Source organism: Campylobacter felis (assembly GCF_030250085.1).
Lineage (GTDB): Bacteria > Campylobacterota > Campylobacteria > Campylobacterales > Campylobacteraceae > Campylobacter_D > Campylobacter_D upsaliensis.
In genome coordinates, this window is the sequence record NZ_JANURX010000004.1 from 1 (window position 1) to 16,374 (window position 16,374).

Here is a 16,374-nt window from a genome sequence, read left to right on the forward strand (position 1 = left end):
AAGCTATCCCCCACAGTGGAATCAGCGACTGGGGTGAAGTCGTAACAAGGTAACCGTAGGAGAACCTGCGGTTGGATTACCTCCTTTCTAGAGTACAACTTTATCCTTTCGTTAGGATAGAGTATAAAAGTCAAGTTTCTCACAAACTTGCCTTTCAATCGTCCTTGTTTGGATTTTAAAGATTGATGATAAAGCTAATTGGGGAATTAGCTCAGCTGGGAGAGCGCCTGCTTTGCACGCAGGAGGTCAGCGGTTCGATCCCGCTATTCTCCACCATTCTTCTTAAGGGCCTATAGCTCAGCTGGTTAGAGTGCACCCCTGATAAGGGTGAGGTCACAAGTTCAAGTCTTGTTAGGCCCACCATGAGGTTTGGATAAAGATGTTAGGAATTTAAGATTAACTGCTTTATGAAAAACAAACTAAAACATATATTTTAAAGTTATAATGTTTTTATGACAATTTTTAATCTTTTTCTTTGTTTTATTATTTGCTTTATACTTTATTTTTTTCTATCAGTGTTTTTTATAAATTTGAGATAAATGTAAGCCTTTGAGAGCTTTCATCATTTAAGAGCTAAGAGAAATTAATAAAAAATAACGACTCAATTTACCCAAAGCGATAAAAAAGGCTGTTTTTATAAAAGGATATTTAGCAAAGCCAAGTCCTAAAGCAAAAAGATCTCCTACTAAGGGTAAAAAACTTAAAAAAGCAAAAAGCCATCCTAATTTATAAAAATTTAGAGTGTAGTTTTCTAGTTTTTTTAAAGATGAGGCAAAGTATTTTTGTAGGATTTTTTCTTTACCAAAATAGGCTAAGGCGTAAGTGCTAAGACTTCCTAGTGTATTAGCTAAAGTCGCTGTTAAAAGCACTAAAGTGGGGTCAAAATCAAATTTAACAAAAGCCACCACAAAGGCTTCGCTTGCTAAGGGTAAAAGTGTGGAAGAGAGAAAAGATACAATGAAAAGCCCAATATAGCTTAGATTACTATAAAAAAAATCAAACATTTTCTAATGTTTTTAAAAGTTCTGGGCGATTTGTTTTGATAAAACGATAAATGTTTGTAGCGGTTTTTTGGTATGTTTTTTGCAAAAGAGTGTGAAATTCACTTTTTGAATTTACTTTTTCTAAGAGCTTAATGATGTCTTTTTCGTGTTTGAGAAAAAAGGGTTCTTCTCTTTGAATATGAATAAGGTGAATTTCTTTGCCAAAAAATTCATACATATACTCAAGATTTTCAAAAATTTTATCATTGCTAATGATGTAAATATCCGTAATTTTCTTTTTTGTAGCCAAAATTCCAAGTAGGGTAAGAATAATTTTATCCGCATAATCTTTGCTAGGATGGTCGAAAGTAAAAATTTCATATTTTGTTTTGCTAAGGATTTTTAAACAACGCGTATTAAAGTGTAGATGTGAATTTCCTACGATATAAAAAATATTTTTTTCCTCTTTTTTGAATTTGTAGTTTTTGAAAAAATTATGCGGACTGACATTTTCTGCGTCTATTAAATAAGCTTTCATCTGCAATTCTTTAATTCTAAATTAAGATAATGTCCCGTATAGCTTTTTTTATGGGCTTTGGCTAGGGTAGAGACATTACCCTCTGCTATGATTTTACCGCCTTTTACGCCACCCTCAGGTCCCATATCAATGATATAATCAGCGTTTTTAATCACATCTAAATTATGCTCGATGACTAAGACGGAATTTTTAAGCTCGACTAAGTGCTGCAAAACACTAATTAATTTACTCACATCATCAAAATGAAGTCCTGTTGTCGGCTCATCGAGTATGTAAAGCGTTTTGCCCGTATCGCTGCGGCTTAATTCTTTGGCAAGTTTAATTCTTTGGGCTTCGCCTCCACTTAAAGTTGTAGCATTTTGTCCAAGGGTAAGATAGTCAAGTCCTACTTTGACAAGGGTGTCTAGTTTTTGTTTAATCTTAGGCACAGAAGCAAAAAATTCATTTGCCTCCAAAATACTCATATTTAAAATTTCACTGATATTTTTGCCCTTATATTTTATCTCTAAGGTAGCATCATTATATCTTTTTCCCTTGCAAGTATCACAAACGACCATTACATCGGGCAAAAAGTGCATTTCTACCTTAATCTCACCATCGCCGCTACATTTTTCACAACGCCCTCCCTTGACATTAAAGGAAAAACGCCCCGCTTTATAGCCTCTCATCTTTGCTTCTTTTGTGGCAGCAAAAAGATTTCTTATCTCATCCATTGCACCTGTATAAGTAGCAGGATTTGAGCGAGGAGTGCGACCTATGGGACTTTGGTCTAGATAAATCACCTTATCTAAAAGCTCAAGCCCCTCAATCTCAACGCCTCCAAGTTTTTTAACTTTTTTAGCGTGATTAAGGGCTTCTTGTGCGAAAGGTAAAAGAGTTTGAAGGATTAAAGAGCTTTTGCCAGAGCCTGAAACGCCAGTAATGGCGACTAAATTTTGTAAAGGAAAGTTGGCATTTAAATTTTTAATATTATTAATACTGACATTTTTGAGTTTTATCCATTTTTTTTGAGGGCGGTTTAAAGAATGTGAAATTTGCTTTTTTCCACTCATATAAAGGGCGGTTTCACTTTTGCTTTTTAGCAGTTCTTTGTAAGTGCCAGCGAAAACGACCTCACCACCGAACTTCCCTGCTCTAGGACCTATATCTACGATGAAATCTGCCTCCTCAATCGTCATCTTATCGTGCTCAACTACGATGAGAGTATTACCCTTTTCTTGTAAATTTCTTAGTGTTTTGATGAGTTTTTGCGTATCTCTTTCGTGAAGTCCTATACTAGGCTCATCAAGCACATACATCACACCACTTAAGCCACTGCCTATTTGAGAAGCGATGCGAATTCTTTGTGCTTCACCTCCGCTAATGCTCCTTGCATCACGCCCCAAGCTAAGATAGCCAAGCCCCACATCATAAAGGAAAAATAATCTTTCATTAATCTCCTTTAAAATCGGCTTTGCGATGAGTTTTTCCTGTGCGTTTAAATAGCTAAAATTCGCTTCTTTAGAAAAAAATGCGGTGCAGTCCTCCACACTCATATCTAAAATTTCACCCAAGCCCTTATCTGCTACATTTACGGCTAAACTTTGAGGTTTTAATCTATGCCCACCGCAGTCCTTACAAATTTTCTCACTCATATAGTCATTTAAATCTTTTTCATCTTTAAGCATATCGTAAGCGATTTTCACTACGCCCTCAAAAGTGCGTTTGAGGCGATTTCTTTTCCAAAAAAACTCAATCTGCTTCGCATTGCCATAGTAAATAAGCCTTTTTTGCTCTTCACTAAGCTCACTAAAAGGGATTTTGATAGGGATTTGATTTTGCTCACAAAAAGCGATGAGAAATTTATAATAATAGCTTTTATTAAAACCATACATCGTTTTAATTGCCCCATTTTCAAGGCTTAAAGTCTCATCAATAATTTTTTTCATATCTAAGGTGTAGTGGATTCCAAGCCCATCACAAGCCTCACAAGCCCCCTTTGGAGAATTAAAAGAAAAGCTTAAAGGCTCAAGCGGAGTGAAAGAAATTTTACAAGCAAAACACGCACAATGCTCACTATAATGATAATGCTTTGAAATTCCAAGCTCTTCCGCGTTTATAATCTCAAGCTCTAATTCTCCAAAGCTCTCTTCTAAGCCTTTTTCTATATCACTTGCAAGGCGAGCGAGAAGATTTTCCTGCACTTCAATTCTATCAATAACAAGTTTTATAGTGTGCTTTTTAGTTTTTGCTAGTTCAATGTCCTCATCAAGCCGCACCAAAACGCCGTCAATTTGCGCCCTTATATAGCCTTTATTGCGTAAATTTTCAAGTAAATCCGTATAAGTTCCCTTTTTATCACGCACAAGCGGAGCGTAGATGATGATTTTAGCACCTTTTGGAAGTTTTAAAATTTCGCTGACAATGTCCGCTGCACTCATCGAAGAAATTTTTTCTCCACATTGATGACAATGCTGCACCCCAACCCTCGCATAAAGTAAGCGTAAATAATCATAAATTTCTGTTATCGTTCCCACCGTGGAGCGTGGATTTTTAGAAGTTGTTTTTTGGTCAATCGCTATGGCTGGGGTTAAGCCCTCGATTTTATCGACTTCTGGTTTGCCTACCTTATCTAAAAACTGCCTTGCATAAGCACTTAAGCTTTCAATGTAGCGGCGTTGCCCCTCGGCATAAAGTGTGCCAAAGGCAAGGGTAGATTTACCGCTACCGCTTAAGCCTGTGAAAACGATGAGTTTATTTTTAGGTAGGTTAAGATTGATATTTTTGAGATTATTTTCTCTTGCACCGATGATTTTTATCATTATTTATTTGCTTTTTCTATATACTCGCCTCTTGAAGTATCCACGCGTATTACTTCGCCCTCTAAAACATGAAAAGGGATTTGCACCACAGCACCTGTTTCAAGCGTGGCGGGTTTTTTATTTGAGCCTTGTGTATCGCCTTTGAAATTTGGAGCGGTTTCGATGATTTTAAGCTCAACTACTTGAGGCACTTCCACGCCTATGGCTTTGCCATTGTGAAAAAGCACTTCGACCATCATACCATCAAGCATCCATTTTTTAGCCTCGCCCACATCATCATCGCTGATAGCCACTTGCTCGTAACTTTGCGTATCCATAAATTGACAATTTTCTCCATCATCATAGAGATACTGCATAGTTTTTTGTTCTAAATTTGGAGCTTCGCATTTATCTCCTGCGTGGATAGTTTTTTCCAAAACCTTGCCGTCTATAAAAGACTTGATTTTCACGCGGACAAAAGCCGGTCCCTTGCCCGGTTTTACATGTTGATACTCTACTATCTTAAACGGAACGCCGTCAATTTCTATCTTAAGTCCCTTTTTTAAATCACCCATTGCATAAGTTGCCATAATTTTTCCTTTTGTTAAATTAAAAGCGTATTCTAGCCAAAATTCTTTTAAAACTTAATGAAAGCGATTTGCTTTATAAGTTGCTATAAATTCGCGTAATTTTTTGAGCTTTTGCGTGTCTATCTCTTTGCCTCGTTCTTTGTCAATGCTAAGTTTTACATTTTCTAGCATAGCCTCTTTTAAATCTTCGATATTTGGCACTTTAGGGGAAAAATCGACCGCATTTTGCTCTAAATCTTTTTTAGTATAAATGGGGATAATGCCCTTTAGGGCTGAAAAGCGGTTAAGTTGTTCTTCATTTTGTGCGATTAAAATGACAGGAATTCCCATAGCCGTGCAAGGGGATGCGATGTGAAGTCCTGTGGTGATGATGAGTTTTGCTTCGTTTTTATAGCGTCTAAGTAAATTTTGCGTTTTGTTAAAAAAATGCTCTTGACTAAAGCTTGGCTCATCTTCTATTTTGATGGATTTTTGATTGATAAATTCAGCATTTTCGCGTAAATTTTGAGGGATAAAAGGCATTAAATCTTCATCGACATTGACTAGAAAAATCACACTTTGCGTTTCGCTTTTTTCTCTTTTATCTAAAGTTAAGGTTAAACATCTTGAAAGATAGGCATTAAAGCCCATTTTTTGACAAAATTCCAAAGTAAAATTATCTCTGCATCCTAAGTCTTTATTTTTGAAATAATGCGGAAAATGTGCGTTAAAAAATTGTATAAAATTCATCGCGCTAGGGTTAAAATGCGTGCCGATGAAAACGCATAAAAGGCTAGGTGGCGGGAGAAAATTATTGCTAAGAGAAAAATAGCCTTGCATAATAACTATGCCTCCACCTTGCTTAAACATCAGGCTTTCACTGCTAGAGTATTCAAATTCTACTTTAGAAAAATTCTTTTTAATGGCGGCTTTTGTGGCGATAGTTTGGATAAAATCACCTAAATTATGATAACCTAAATGCGTATGATGAGAGTAGTCAAACAGCACAAAATGATTTGCCTTAAAATCTTTTTTAGTGGCATTTTGCATACTTTGCGTAAAAAGATGTAAAAATTGCTTTCTTTCTATAAGCTCTAAATTTCTTTGAATTTTATCAAGCTCAAGTGCATCACGAAGTTTTTTAAAAAAACACTTTTTTTATTTTTTAATTTTCTTAGCATTAAAACTCCTTTAAAAAGTTAAAAATTATAAAATAAAAAAAGTAAATTTGTTTTTGTATTAAGATTAATTGATTAAAATTTGCACTTCAAAGCATAGTAAATGCTCGCTTCGCAAGAAGAGGAAAGTCCGAGCTGCAAAAGACAAGCATTCCATCTAACCGATGGCTAGGGCGACCTAAGGGAAAGTGCAACAGAAAGCAAACTACCGCGAAAGCGGGAAAGGTGAAACGGCGGGGTAAGAGCCCACCAGCGATTTTGGCAACAAAGTCGGCTATGTAAACCCAATGTGCAGCAAGAAGGGGTGGTTATCGTCTTTATTTTAACCCTTCGCTTGATTTTGTTTGCAAAAACAAAACTAGATAAATGAGCATTCACGACAGAACTCGGCTTATCGCTATGCTTTGATGTAATGAAGAGCCTTTTGAAATTTTTGTAATTCTGTGGCTTGATAGTCTTTTTTAGCTCCAATGAGCTTAGTTGCTTCTTTTAAGAGGGCTTCTAGTTGAGAAAGTAGGGCATTTAAATTTTCTTTTAAGCTTTCATCATCGTCTAAATTCTCAACCATAGCTTTTAAATCAAGCGTAGAAGATAAAATCTCTATCTTGTCGGTATCTTCCTCTATAAGGGCGAGTTTAAATTCTTTAATCCACTCATTGATTTTCATTGCTATGCACTTCTCTCCAAGCCTCTAAGAGTCCTTTAGTTACATTAATGACTTCATCGATTTTTTCTTCACTATTTTTTAAATTTGCTAAGGATAAAAGCTGAATTTCCCTTGTGTAAAGTCCTGCTAGGTAAAAGGCGACCTCGCCTCCTTTTTCATAGTCTAAATTATTTGTCAGCTCTATAAAAATCGCCGTTACGCGTTTGATAAAATACACCCTTTGTTCGATGTCCTCATTTCTTATAGCGTGTTTTGCCCTCGCACAAAAGCGTAAAATTCCCTCATAAAGCATTTCAACAAGTCTTTGTGGGGATTCTATCCCCACTTGCGACTGCGAATAAACGCTATAAGCTAGATTATTTTCCATCATCTATCCTTAGCTATTAGACTGATTCGCAGCGTTAATCATATTAGTTATGGTTTTAAGCTGCGTATCGAGTCTATTTAAGATGACCTCATACTGCAAAAACTGATTTTGCATTGTTTCATATCTCTTGTTTATCATATCTTGGGTTGATTCTTTAGACTCGTTGAGTTTTTTAGTATCCTTGGTAAGTCCCTCATCGTATTTAGTTAGTGAGCCGTTTTTGCCCGTCATATTTTTAAGCGTATTTTTAAGCTTAGCAAAAATTCCTTTCCCCTCGATAGGCTGAGCAGCGATATTCGTCCTAGAAAGGCCAAATTTCTTAAGCACTTCTTCTTTTCCCTCTATGCCAAAGTCCGAGCCATTTTCGCTGTGGAATTTGATTTTATAGCCTTTTTTACCACCTTCATTAGCTTCTTCAAGCTTCACGGTTAAGCCGTCTATGTTGAAAGAATTAATATGGCTTACCAAATTTTGCATTCTTTCTTGCTCATCTTTATCTGTTAGCTTGAAAGGCTTTCCGTCTTTACCCTTAGATAAATCATAAGTTTCGTGATTAAAGATGATTTTAAAATCGCCTTTTTTAAATTCCATATCTTGATTAGGACCTTTTCCATTTTCTACAAAATTGCTTGAGTGGTTGATATCTTTATATTTAGTTACCCCTGCGAAAAAGCTTTCGGCAAAAGAAATATCCTCTTTCATCTTTTTCTCAAAATCACTCTTTACAAAGCTTAAATTCCCATCTTTGCTTACCTTAAGCCCAAAGTCTTGCATAGAAAGCATTACTGTGGTTTTCACATCATTTCCATTTGCATCTTTTACCACGCCCTCCACAGGCACAGAGTCAAAAAGCACTGAAGTGATGCTTGAGCGTATGCTTGTTACCTCACTGATACCATTTAGCACCCCTGCGGCTTTTGTTTCTTTATTATAGTCGGTTGCGACATTGAGATTAGCCACGAGGTCATTGTAGGCATTGACTAAGTCCTCCATAGCCTTACTTACTGCTTCGGTATCCTGCTGCACTTCAAAATTTACCTCGCCTACTTTATTAAGCGTGAGCTTAAGCCCCACGCCTATATCGGTGATGGTATTGCTAGGGCGTATCATCTTTACCCCATCAAGGGTAAATTCCGCATCGCCGGCGGTTTTAAGGTGATTTGTCTGGTCTTTTACACCGTAACCCTTTTTATTTTTCTCCACATCTTCAGGCTTTAAAGGAGTGCTAGTATTAAGCTCCCAGCCTAGATTTTTGAAAATATCCTCAGCTTCATTGCTTTCTTGATACTTCCATTCTTTTTTTCCTGTTTGTGGGTCAGTTACCTCCACCTTAGCACCCGGATAAAAGCTTATGGCATTGTCCTCGCCTGTTTCTTTACTCGTAAGAGTAAGGCGGTAGCCATCGGGCTTTTCGCCTGTGTTGATGATTTTAGCGACTATGTTACCATCGCTTGCGGTGTTAATCTTCTCCGCTAAATCCTTATAAGTCGTGTTTTTATCAATGGTTACTGTGTAGGCTTTTTCATTTTGGAAAAAGGTGATTTTTGTTTCTTTTGTTAAGCTTGCATTGATAAAGCCTGTGTCGTTACTTAAAGCATTACTTTGATACACATCTTTTTCGGCTAACTTTTTGACATCAACCTTCATACTTTGTAAAGCCACACCCGCATCCGCAGTAAGCTCGGCTGCTGGGTTATCCTTGATGCTAGAGCTAACCTTCCTCGCCGCAAAAGCTGTGGCATCTCCTAGCGAAGACACAGCCGTTTGAAAGCTCAAAAGCTTGGTTTTTATCTCGGTTAAGTCTTTTTGCTTAGCCGTATTTTCCTCTATATCCTTAGTGTAAGGGTCTATTCGTGCTTTTTCTTCTGCTTTTTTTAATTTGTCAATGGTCTCTTGGGTTAAAACCCCAGAAGCAAAGCCTAAGCTTGATAAAGTTCCTAATGCCATTTTAACTCTCCTTATCGAATATCATTCCTATCACTTCTCTAAAGTGCTCACTCAGTCGCATCGCCTCTTCGCTTGGAATTTGGCGTATCTCTTTGCCCGTGCTTTTTTCCGTCACGCTAAGATACATCGAATTTATCTTATCGTTATAGCCAAAACGCACATTTGTGTTTAAAGACTCCGCTTGGTCGTTAAGCTTTTGTGCGACTTCTTTTAACTGCTCTGCAAAGCTTTGCTTTCCTTGCGTAGCCTCTGCGTTTGTCTTGCTTGTCTCTACTATTTTAGAGTTATCAGCAGTGTTTAGACTTTGACTTTTTGCGGTTAAGTCCATTTGCTGCCTAGTTATTGCCTTCGATATTTCCATTTTAAAGTCCTTTTTAAAATTTCTACTTCTTATATCGACTAAATGAAAATTTTCTAAATAGCTAAAAATGCAAAAATTTAAAAATTTTCTCTACAAAGTCATAAGCAAAAAATGTGCCAAATTGAATTTAAGAGGAGGGTTTGGCTAAATTTAGTCAAAAATTTCAAATTGTTTAAAAAGCTTTGTGTCTTCTTCAATAATATTACGCAAGATGAGATTTTCCACTACTTTTTTGGAGCAGTCTGTCTGCTTTGGCCACTCTCTTTGATAATTTTCAAATTCATTTTTCGCTGTGGCGTTTAAGGCTATGCAATCATTTTTGATAAAAATGTCTCTTTGTGCGTCTAGATTATTAACCACACGCCACACTAGCATATAGGGGTTTTCTAGGTGATTTTCTCTATCTAAAAAGATGAGAATTCTAAAATGCTTTTTGTATTTTAAAAGCTTTTCAAAGCTTGCTTTAACGCTTTCTTTTTTATCGTATAAAATACACACAATAGGGCTTTTACACTCTGTATAAAACTGCTTTAAGGCGTGAATTTCAAGCTCTTTTTCAAAAAGACTTTTAAGCATTTCATCGCTTAAAATTTCAAGCTCTTTAGCATTAAAATTACAAGTTGCATCAAGGGCTGCCTTACCGCCAAAACAAGCATTGGGTGAGGCGTGGTCAAGCTGGTCGCAAATGCCTTGAGAGATATAAATTTTCTCCACATCAAAGCGGTTTAAAATATAGGGGATTAAGCTTTCATAATCCTCTAAATTCGGCGCATCTTTATCCACAAAAAGGGCGTGTTTAACAAAACTCATCTGCCCCACGCCCCAAAGCGCGTGAGCAATTTGCTGCGCGTGGGCGGGATAATGTGTGTTAATTTTTGCCAAGATAAGATTATGAAAAACGCCATTTTCAGGCATTTTATAATCAAGCAAATCAGGCACGGTTGTTTGTAAAAGGGGTAAAAATATCCTCTCCGTCCCCAAAGCCATCACCCTATCCTCAAGCGGGGGCTTTCCCACCACCGTGGCTTGATAGACGGCGTCTTTTTTTGCATAAATTTTCTCCACCCTCATCACAGGAAAAAGCTCAGGCGGGGTATAAAAGCCCGTGTGGTCACCAAAAGGACCCTCAAGCTTAAAATTTTCTAAATCCACCCAGCCCTCAATCACAAAATCGCTATCATAAGGCACGAAAATCCCATTTTCACACGGCGTAAGCCTTGCGTTTTGCCTTTTGATAAAGCCATAAAGTAAAAGCTCAAATATGCCCTTAGGAAGCGGCGCCTGCGCGCACCAAATGTAAAGCGGATCGCCGCCTATCGCCACGCTCACAGGCATCCTAGAGCGCCCAGCCCTTTTATACTCGTGGTAAAAATGCGCCCCGTCCTTGTGAATTTGCCAGTGCATCAAAAGCTCATTTTCCCCGCTCACCTGCAAACGATACATACCAAGATTATTCTGCGTCCCATCAAGGCTTTTTGTATAAACCTGCCCCATCGTGATGAAGGGCGCCGCGTCCTGCTCCCAAGTCTTTAAAATAGGAAGTTCCTTGAGGCTTTTGAGAATCTTGTGCGCATAAAGTGCCTTTGTTTTAGCAAGGCGGCGCGGCGGGGCAAAACGCAGCCTTGAAATTTGGCTGAAAAAGTCCAATTTCGCCCTCAAAGTCGTGGGGATGTGAAGCTTGGTAAGCTTTGAAATTTCGTTTGCTACTTCTTCATAATCACGCGTTAGAGCTAAATTTAAAGCCTTTTGATTACAAAAAGTATTCATTAAAACAGGGTATTTATAAGCCTTTTTCTCCCTTATGGGCTGGGTGAAAAGCAACGCCTTTCCCTCTTCAAATTTTTTCGCCTCGATATAAGCGATATGGGGGATTTCAAGCTCTACATCTAAAGGTTCATCGATGATTTTTAAAAGCTCATTTTGCTTTAAAAGTTCTATAAAGCGTCTCATAGCATAGCCTCCGCTCTTTTTAAAAGCTCCCGCGCGCCCTGCTCTAAAAATTCATCGGCTAATTTCGCCCCAAAGCCCACCACCTCGCTTTTTGATAGCACTTTTTTCTCGCGTAAAATTTCGCTCCCATCGGGCAGTCCAAGTACGGCTCGCACGGTGATTTGCCCTCCTGAAAATTCGGCATTGATGCCGATGGGCGCCTGACACCCCCCCTCTAAAACACGCACAAATTCCCGCTCTATCATACTCTCAATCATAGCTTCTTCATCATTAAGACACTCAAGCAGGGCTAGAATTTCGCCCTCGTCCCTAGCCTCAATGCCCAAAATCCCCTGCGCCGCGGCTGGGACTAGCTCATCTTTGCTAAAGCGGTAAATGAATTTGACCTCGCTCTCAAGCCCTAGTCTTTTGACCCCTGCACTTGCCAAAATAATAGCGTCAAATTCGCCGTCTTTAAGTCTTTTAAGCCTAGAATTGACATTGCCCCTTAAATTGATAATGCGTAAATCAGGACGCAAGGATAAAAGCTGCATTTTACGCCTTAAGCTTGTTGTGCCGACTTTAGCGTTTTGTGGTAGGGCGTTTAAGTCTTTATAAAGCTCACTTAAAAGCGCGTCTGTGTCATCTTCTCTTACGCTAAGTGCGGCTAAAACTAAGCCTTGCGGTAAAAAGCTAGGCACATCTTTTAAGCTATGCACGGCTAAATGAGCCTTATTTTCTAGCATAGCATTTTCAAGCTCTTTTGTGAAAAGTCCTTTACCGCCTATTTTAGCTAGAGGGCTATCAAGTAAAATATCTCCTTTAGTGCTAAAGCCCTCTAAATGCACTTCTATGCCGTGTGTTTTGCGTAAAATATCCGCTACAAATTCACTTTGCCATAAAGCCAGTGGGCTTTTTCTCGTGGCTATGATGAGCTTTTTCATTGTATCCCTTTGGATTGATTTAAATTTTGCATTATAGCATTTTGCGTATCAAATAAGCCTTTTATTGGCTAAAAATTATTATAATTCATCATCAAGTTTTGATAATACAAAGGATTTTTATGCACTCTTTCAAACAAAAATATCTCGTTAATTTTTGGGACAATTATAAAGCCTTAGTCGCACTTGGAATTTTGAGTGCTGTTTATTTTGGCATTTTTGGTAGTGTGTGGGCTGTAACAGGAGAGATGACTCGCTGGGGCGGGGAATTTTTGGAGCTTTTTGGGGTGGATTTAAGCTCTTATTCTTACTATCAAAAGCAAAATTTAAGTGGCACTCCTCTCACAAGAACGGACGGCTTAATACTTATAGGTATGTTTGTGGGCTGTTTTATCGCTGCGCTTTGGGCTAATAAAGTCAAATGGCGACTTCCAGCTAGTAAAATAAGAATTTTCCAAGCCCTTGTAGGCGGTGCTTTGGCTGGTTTTGGAGCAAGGCTTGCTTTTGGCTGTAATTTGGCGAATTTTTTTACTGGACTTCCTTATTTTTCTTTGCATACTTGGATTTTTACACTTTTTATGGTCGGGGGAATTTATGTAGGCGTAAAGCTTTGCAATATGCCTTTTTTCAAACCTAAGGCAAAATTAATGAAAGTGGATAAGGCAAATTGCACTTTAAAGCCTGACAAAACTAGAGCGAGGGTGCATTTTGCATTAGGCAGTGTGCTTTTTATACTTTTTGTGCTTACTTTGGGTTATTTGAGTGCGGGTGAGCTTAATGTCAAGGATAAATCAAGTCTTTTAAGTCTCGCACTTTTGTTTGGCTTTGGTTTTGGCTTTGTGATAGCAAGGGCACAAATTTGCTTTACTTCTTGTTTTAGAGACTTATTTTTATTTGGCAGGGATAAGGCTGTAAAAGGTGCTTTAATGGGTATGATTATCGCTTCTTTAATCGCCTTTGCCTTTATTTTACAAGGACACGGCACGAAGCTTATAGAACTTTCTCCTGCTCTTGCTTTGGGGGCGTTTTTATTTGGCTTTGGGATAGTGTTTGCTGGGGGTTGTGAGTGTGGCTGGACTTATAGGGCTTTTGAGGGACAGACGCATTTTATGCTTGTGGGCGTGGCAAATATAGCTGGGACTATGATTTTGGCTTTGAGTTATGATTTGATCCCTAGTGCTTTAAAAGACGGAGTGAAGATTAATTTATTAAGTTTGGGAAATTTGACGGGTTTTGGGCTTAATTTCACACTTTTTATTTTTGTATTTGTTTTGATTTTATGCTATAAGAAAAATTTTTTTAAGGGGATATGATGAAGATAGCTTATAGTTTAAATTTAGAGGGTGAGGCTTGTCCTTACCCTGCCATTGCGACCTTAGATGCTTTAGATGAGCTTAAAAGTGGGGAAATTTTAGAGGTGCTTTGTGATTGTCCGCAAAGCATACACTCTATCCCAAATGATGTGAAAAATAGAGGCTCTAAGGTGCTTGAAATCGATCAAGATGGACCAACTTTGCGTTTTTTAATCCAAAAAATTTAGTGGATTTTAGTGCGGAAATTCATAGCGCGGTGAAGAGAAATGAAATCGACATTTTCTAAATTCACTCCGCTTGGAATTCCTTGCGCTATCTTACTTAATTTTAATTCTAAATTTTTCAAATTTTCTTCTATGAAGAAGATTGTTGCGTCAGAATGAACGCTGTGAGTTAGTGCAAAAATAAGCTCTTTGCTTTTTAATTTTTCTATCATTGCTTTTAGTTTGCTTAATTTTTCTTCGTTTAATTCATCAAGGACGAAGTAAAAGCCATTATATCCACCACTTTCCTCTAGGATTAAAATATCCTTAGCGTTTTCCACAAGGCAAATGAGGTTTTCATCTCTTTGAGTATCTGTGCAAATTTCGCAAAGTTCATTTTCACTTAAAGCCCCACATTGCTTACAGCTTTTGATAAATCTTAGGGCGTTTTCTATATTATGAGAGAGCTTCATACCCTCCAAAGGATTTTGCATACAAATATATAAAGCTAGGCGAATTGCCGTTTTTTTGCCTATGGTGGGAAGATTGGCAAAGCTTTCAACTAATTCGTTAAATTTTTCTAAGCCCTTATAAGCCATTATTTTCTCCAAAAAAAATCTCAAAATGATGTGTTTGTTCTTTAAATTCATACTTTAATTCAAAATTGTGTAATTTACATACTTCATAAATAATATAAAGCCCAAGTCCCATACCTTCTTTATCTTTTGTGTTTTTATCGCGCGTAAAGGCTTTAGTGTAAAATTCTAAAGGATATTCTAGGGCTTGTCCTTGGTTTTTAATCACAAAATAATGCTCAAAACACTCCAGCTCACAAGTGCCGTTTGTGGAGTATTTAAGGGCATTATCCAAAAGATTTTTAATAATGAGAGAAAAAATTTCTCTATCAGCGTTAATAATAGGGTCATTATGTAAATTAATTTTAATTACTTTGTCAAAATCATCTCTTAAAAGAGAATTTTTCGCTTCATTTAAAAAGGTGCTAAAATGGTGATTTTCAAGAATAAGATTGTAATTTTTTGAAAAAAGATTTTCTATTTTGGCAAATTCGTTGATGAGGTTATTCATTCTTTCAAAAATTTCTATAAGGCGAATTTTTTGCTTTTCATCTTTGATCATTTCAGCGATAATTCTGCCCTTACCAATAGGCGTTTTAAGCTCGTGCATAATGGTCCTTAAGAAAAGCTGCCTTGAGTGGATAAGATCTTGATTTTTGCGATAAGCCTTGTCAAATTCTAAGGCGATCATACCTATTTCATCTTTGGAGTAGCCTTTAAAGTTGGGCGTTTCGTTGCTATTAATTTTAATAATTTCATTTTTAAGTTTTTTGAAAGGTTTTAGGGAATTTAATACAGAAAAATACATAAAAATAAACAAAAAGGCAAAAAAGAAAAAGCTAGCAAACAAAAGTCCATAAATTCTATCATTGTCTTTTTGCTTGAAAATTCCATTAAAATGTTCGCAGTTAATGCTAAGATAAATATTATGATGATAAAGTAAGGAGGAAAAAGAGCAGTCGCGTTCCTTAGCTTCGAAAAGCTTTTCGGCTTTTTTATGTATGGTTTGCGTGAGAGAATTTGGCTCTAGCTCTTTAAAGCCCATATTTTCAAGGTCTTTTTTAAGATCATTGTTTAAATAACTTCTTTTTTTGCTAGCGACTAGAAATTTGATAAGATCTGCTTGTTTGACATTGACCTTTTCATTATAAGCATTTCCTTCTATCTGCAAAAGCACGACAAAAAGAACGCAAACGATAGCGAAAGTAAGAGTGAAGAGGATTATAAGCTTAGAGCGTATCGTGTAAGTTTGTATCATCCTACGAGTTTATATCCTATACCTCTAACAGAAAAGATATATTTAGGCGCTCTTGAATTATCACCTATTTTAGTTCTTAAACGACCTATAATCACATCAAGGCTTTTGGAGTCCCTATCTCTTAAGCTTTTGCAGTGGCTTACTAACTGCTCTCTTGAAATAGAAAGTCCGTGTTGAGAGATGAGGTATTCTAAAATTTCATACTCGGCTGGAGTGAGGGTAAGTGGGCGACCATTACAAGAAATTTCGTGGCGTCTTTTATCGACTTTAAAGTCCGAATTAACGCTTTCTTTGGTGTTTTCTTCTATCCTTTTGCTGCGGCGAACTAGGCTTATGATTCTCGCATACATCTCTTTAGGATCATAAGGTTTTGGCAAATAATCATCAGCACCGATTTGAAGCCCCATAACCTTATCACTTAAATCGCCTCTAGCAGAAGAAATGATAATGGGGATATGGCTTTTTGCTCTTATCTCTTTACACACCTCAAGCCCATCAATGCCCGGTAAAGTGAGGTCCAAAATAAGACAATCATACCCATCAAGTCCATCATTTAGGGCGTTTTTAGGAGATTCGTAATTTGTGATGTTAATATTAAATTGCACTAAATATTCAGAAAGCAGTTGCGCAAAATCTGCATCATCTTCTATCATTAAAACTTTCATCATCTTTGCCTTTCTTTAATAAAGGTTTATTTTTTCTTTCATTATAATGCAAATTTGTTACTAAGATATAAATATTTTATTAATTTTTAGTTAAGACATT

At 37.2% G+C, this 16,374-nt stretch carries 16 protein-coding genes, 2 tRNA genes, 1 rRNA gene and 1 other RNA gene; 6 read left to right on the plus strand and 14 right to left on the minus strand.

Annotated elements, in window-relative coordinates:
- From NYG92_RS03125 to NYG92_RS03135, 3 genes are all read left to right on the plus strand, one after another.
- A 16S ribosomal RNA gene (locus NYG92_RS03125) occupies positions 1 to 87 on the plus strand; the annotation flags it as partial.
- A gap of 113 nt (positions 88 to 200) precedes the next feature.
- A tRNA-Ala gene (locus tag NYG92_RS03130) sits at positions 201 to 276 on the plus strand.
- 10 nt (positions 277 to 286) lie between these two features.
- Positions 287 to 363 (plus strand) — tRNA-Ile (locus NYG92_RS03135).
- Between the two features lie 203 nt (positions 364 to 566).
- Here the strand turns inward: NYG92_RS03135 and NYG92_RS03140 are convergent.
- From NYG92_RS03140 to NYG92_RS03160, 5 genes are read right to left on the minus strand one after another with little or no spacing between them, the layout of a single operon-like run.
- Positions 567 to 1,004: a YqaA family protein gene (locus NYG92_RS03140; protein ID WP_270977110.1), complete on the minus strand. Its 438-nt coding sequence runs from the start codon at positions 1,002 to 1,004 to the stop codon at positions 567 to 569.
- Positions 997 to 1,521, minus strand: a complete 525-nt coding sequence (locus tag NYG92_RS03145; RefSeq protein ID WP_289233512.1) for a PIN domain-containing protein — start codon at positions 1,519 to 1,521, stop codon at positions 997 to 999. Before NYG92_RS03145 ends, NYG92_RS03140 begins: the two co-directional genes overlap by 8 nt.
- Entirely contained in the window at positions 1,518 to 4,322 is a 2,805-nt protein-coding gene (gene uvrA, locus NYG92_RS03150; protein ID WP_270977108.1) for an excinuclease ABC subunit UvrA, read from the minus strand. Before uvrA ends, NYG92_RS03145 begins: the two co-directional genes overlap by 4 nt.
- A complete protein-coding gene (efp, locus tag NYG92_RS03155) occupies positions 4,322 to 4,891 on the minus strand; it encodes an elongation factor P (protein ID WP_270977107.1) in 570 nt (189 codons plus the stop codon). The genes uvrA and efp overlap by 1 nt, the downstream gene beginning before the upstream one ends.
- 54 nt (positions 4,892 to 4,945) lie before the next feature.
- On the minus strand, positions 4,946 to 5,920 hold the full coding sequence (locus NYG92_RS03160; protein WP_289233513.1) for a polysaccharide pyruvyl transferase family protein: 975 nt from the start codon (positions 5,918 to 5,920) through the stop codon (positions 4,946 to 4,948).
- Positions 5,921 to 6,139: 219 nt separating this feature from the next.
- Here NYG92_RS03160 and rnpB point away from each other — a divergent pair.
- Positions 6,140 to 6,458: RNase P RNA component class A (gene rnpB / locus NYG92_RS03165), an RNA gene on the plus strand.
- Here rnpB and NYG92_RS03170 read toward each other — a convergent pair.
- The 6 genes from NYG92_RS03170 to hemC form a co-directional block, all read right to left on the minus strand.
- Positions 6,446 to 6,709, minus strand: coding sequence for a hypothetical protein (locus NYG92_RS03170; protein WP_323818908.1), 264 nt, complete (start codon positions 6,707 to 6,709; stop codon positions 6,446 to 6,448). The two genes, rnpB and NYG92_RS03170, sit on opposite strands and share 13 nt — an antisense overlap.
- Positions 6,702 to 7,082 carry a flagellar export chaperone FliS gene (fliS, locus tag NYG92_RS03175; RefSeq protein WP_289233583.1) on the minus strand — a complete coding sequence of 127 codons (381 nt, stop codon included), beginning with the start codon at positions 7,080 to 7,082 and terminating at the stop codon, positions 6,702 to 6,704. Before fliS ends, NYG92_RS03170 begins: the two co-directional genes overlap by 8 nt.
- Positions 7,083 to 7,091: 9 nt before the next feature.
- Positions 7,092 to 9,029, minus strand: coding sequence for a flagellar filament capping protein FliD (fliD, locus tag NYG92_RS03180; protein WP_289233514.1), 1,938 nt, complete (start codon positions 9,027 to 9,029; stop codon positions 7,092 to 7,094).
- A 1-nt stretch (position 9,030) separates the two neighbouring features.
- Positions 9,031 to 9,390, minus strand: coding sequence for a flagella length regulator FlaG (gene flaG / locus NYG92_RS03185; RefSeq protein WP_004276925.1), 360 nt, complete (start codon positions 9,388 to 9,390; stop codon positions 9,031 to 9,033).
- Between the two features lie 150 nt (positions 9,391 to 9,540).
- Positions 9,541 to 11,340 (minus strand): menaquinone biosynthesis decarboxylase, encoded by a 1,800-nt coding sequence (locus tag NYG92_RS03190; protein WP_289233515.1) that lies wholly within the window; start codon positions 11,338 to 11,340, stop codon positions 9,541 to 9,543.
- Positions 11,337 to 12,263 (minus strand): hydroxymethylbilane synthase, encoded by a 927-nt coding sequence (hemC, locus tag NYG92_RS03195; RefSeq protein WP_289233516.1) that lies wholly within the window; start codon positions 12,261 to 12,263, stop codon positions 11,337 to 11,339. Before hemC ends, NYG92_RS03190 begins: the two co-directional genes overlap by 4 nt.
- A 119-nt stretch (positions 12,264 to 12,382) precedes the next feature.
- On the opposite strand from hemC, the gene yedE reads away from it, so the two are divergent.
- Together yedE and yedF are read left to right on the plus strand one after the other, a co-directional pair.
- The gene (gene yedE, locus NYG92_RS03200; RefSeq protein WP_270965973.1) at positions 12,383 to 13,573 is read left to right on the plus strand and encodes a selenium metabolism membrane protein YedE/FdhT; all 1,191 of its coding nucleotides are present in this window, start codon (positions 12,383 to 12,385) and stop codon (positions 13,571 to 13,573) included.
- A complete protein-coding gene (yedF, locus tag NYG92_RS03205) occupies positions 13,573 to 13,800 on the plus strand; it encodes a sulfurtransferase-like selenium metabolism protein YedF (protein ID WP_199360801.1) in 228 nt (75 codons plus the stop codon). Before yedE ends, yedF begins: the two co-directional genes overlap by 1 nt.
- On the opposite strand, the gene recR is transcribed toward yedF, so the two are convergent.
- The 3 genes from recR to NYG92_RS03220 are packed head-to-tail and all read right to left on the minus strand — an operon-like array spanning position 13,797 to position 16,277.
- A complete protein-coding gene (gene recR / locus NYG92_RS03210; RefSeq protein WP_115635585.1) occupies positions 13,797 to 14,375 on the minus strand; it encodes a recombination mediator RecR in 579 nt (192 codons plus the stop codon). The genes yedF and recR overlap by 4 nt on opposite strands.
- Positions 14,365 to 15,609 carry an ArsS family sensor histidine kinase gene (locus NYG92_RS03215; protein ID WP_289233517.1) on the minus strand — a complete coding sequence of 415 codons (1,245 nt, stop codon included), beginning with the start codon at positions 15,607 to 15,609 and terminating at the stop codon, positions 14,365 to 14,367. Before NYG92_RS03215 ends, recR begins: the two co-directional genes overlap by 11 nt.
- Positions 15,606 to 16,277: a response regulator transcription factor gene (locus tag NYG92_RS03220; RefSeq protein ID WP_004276932.1), complete on the minus strand. Its 672-nt coding sequence runs from the start codon at positions 16,275 to 16,277 to the stop codon at positions 15,606 to 15,608. The genes NYG92_RS03215 and NYG92_RS03220 overlap by 4 nt, the downstream gene beginning before the upstream one ends.
- Positions 16,278 to 16,374: the final 97 nt, after the last annotated feature.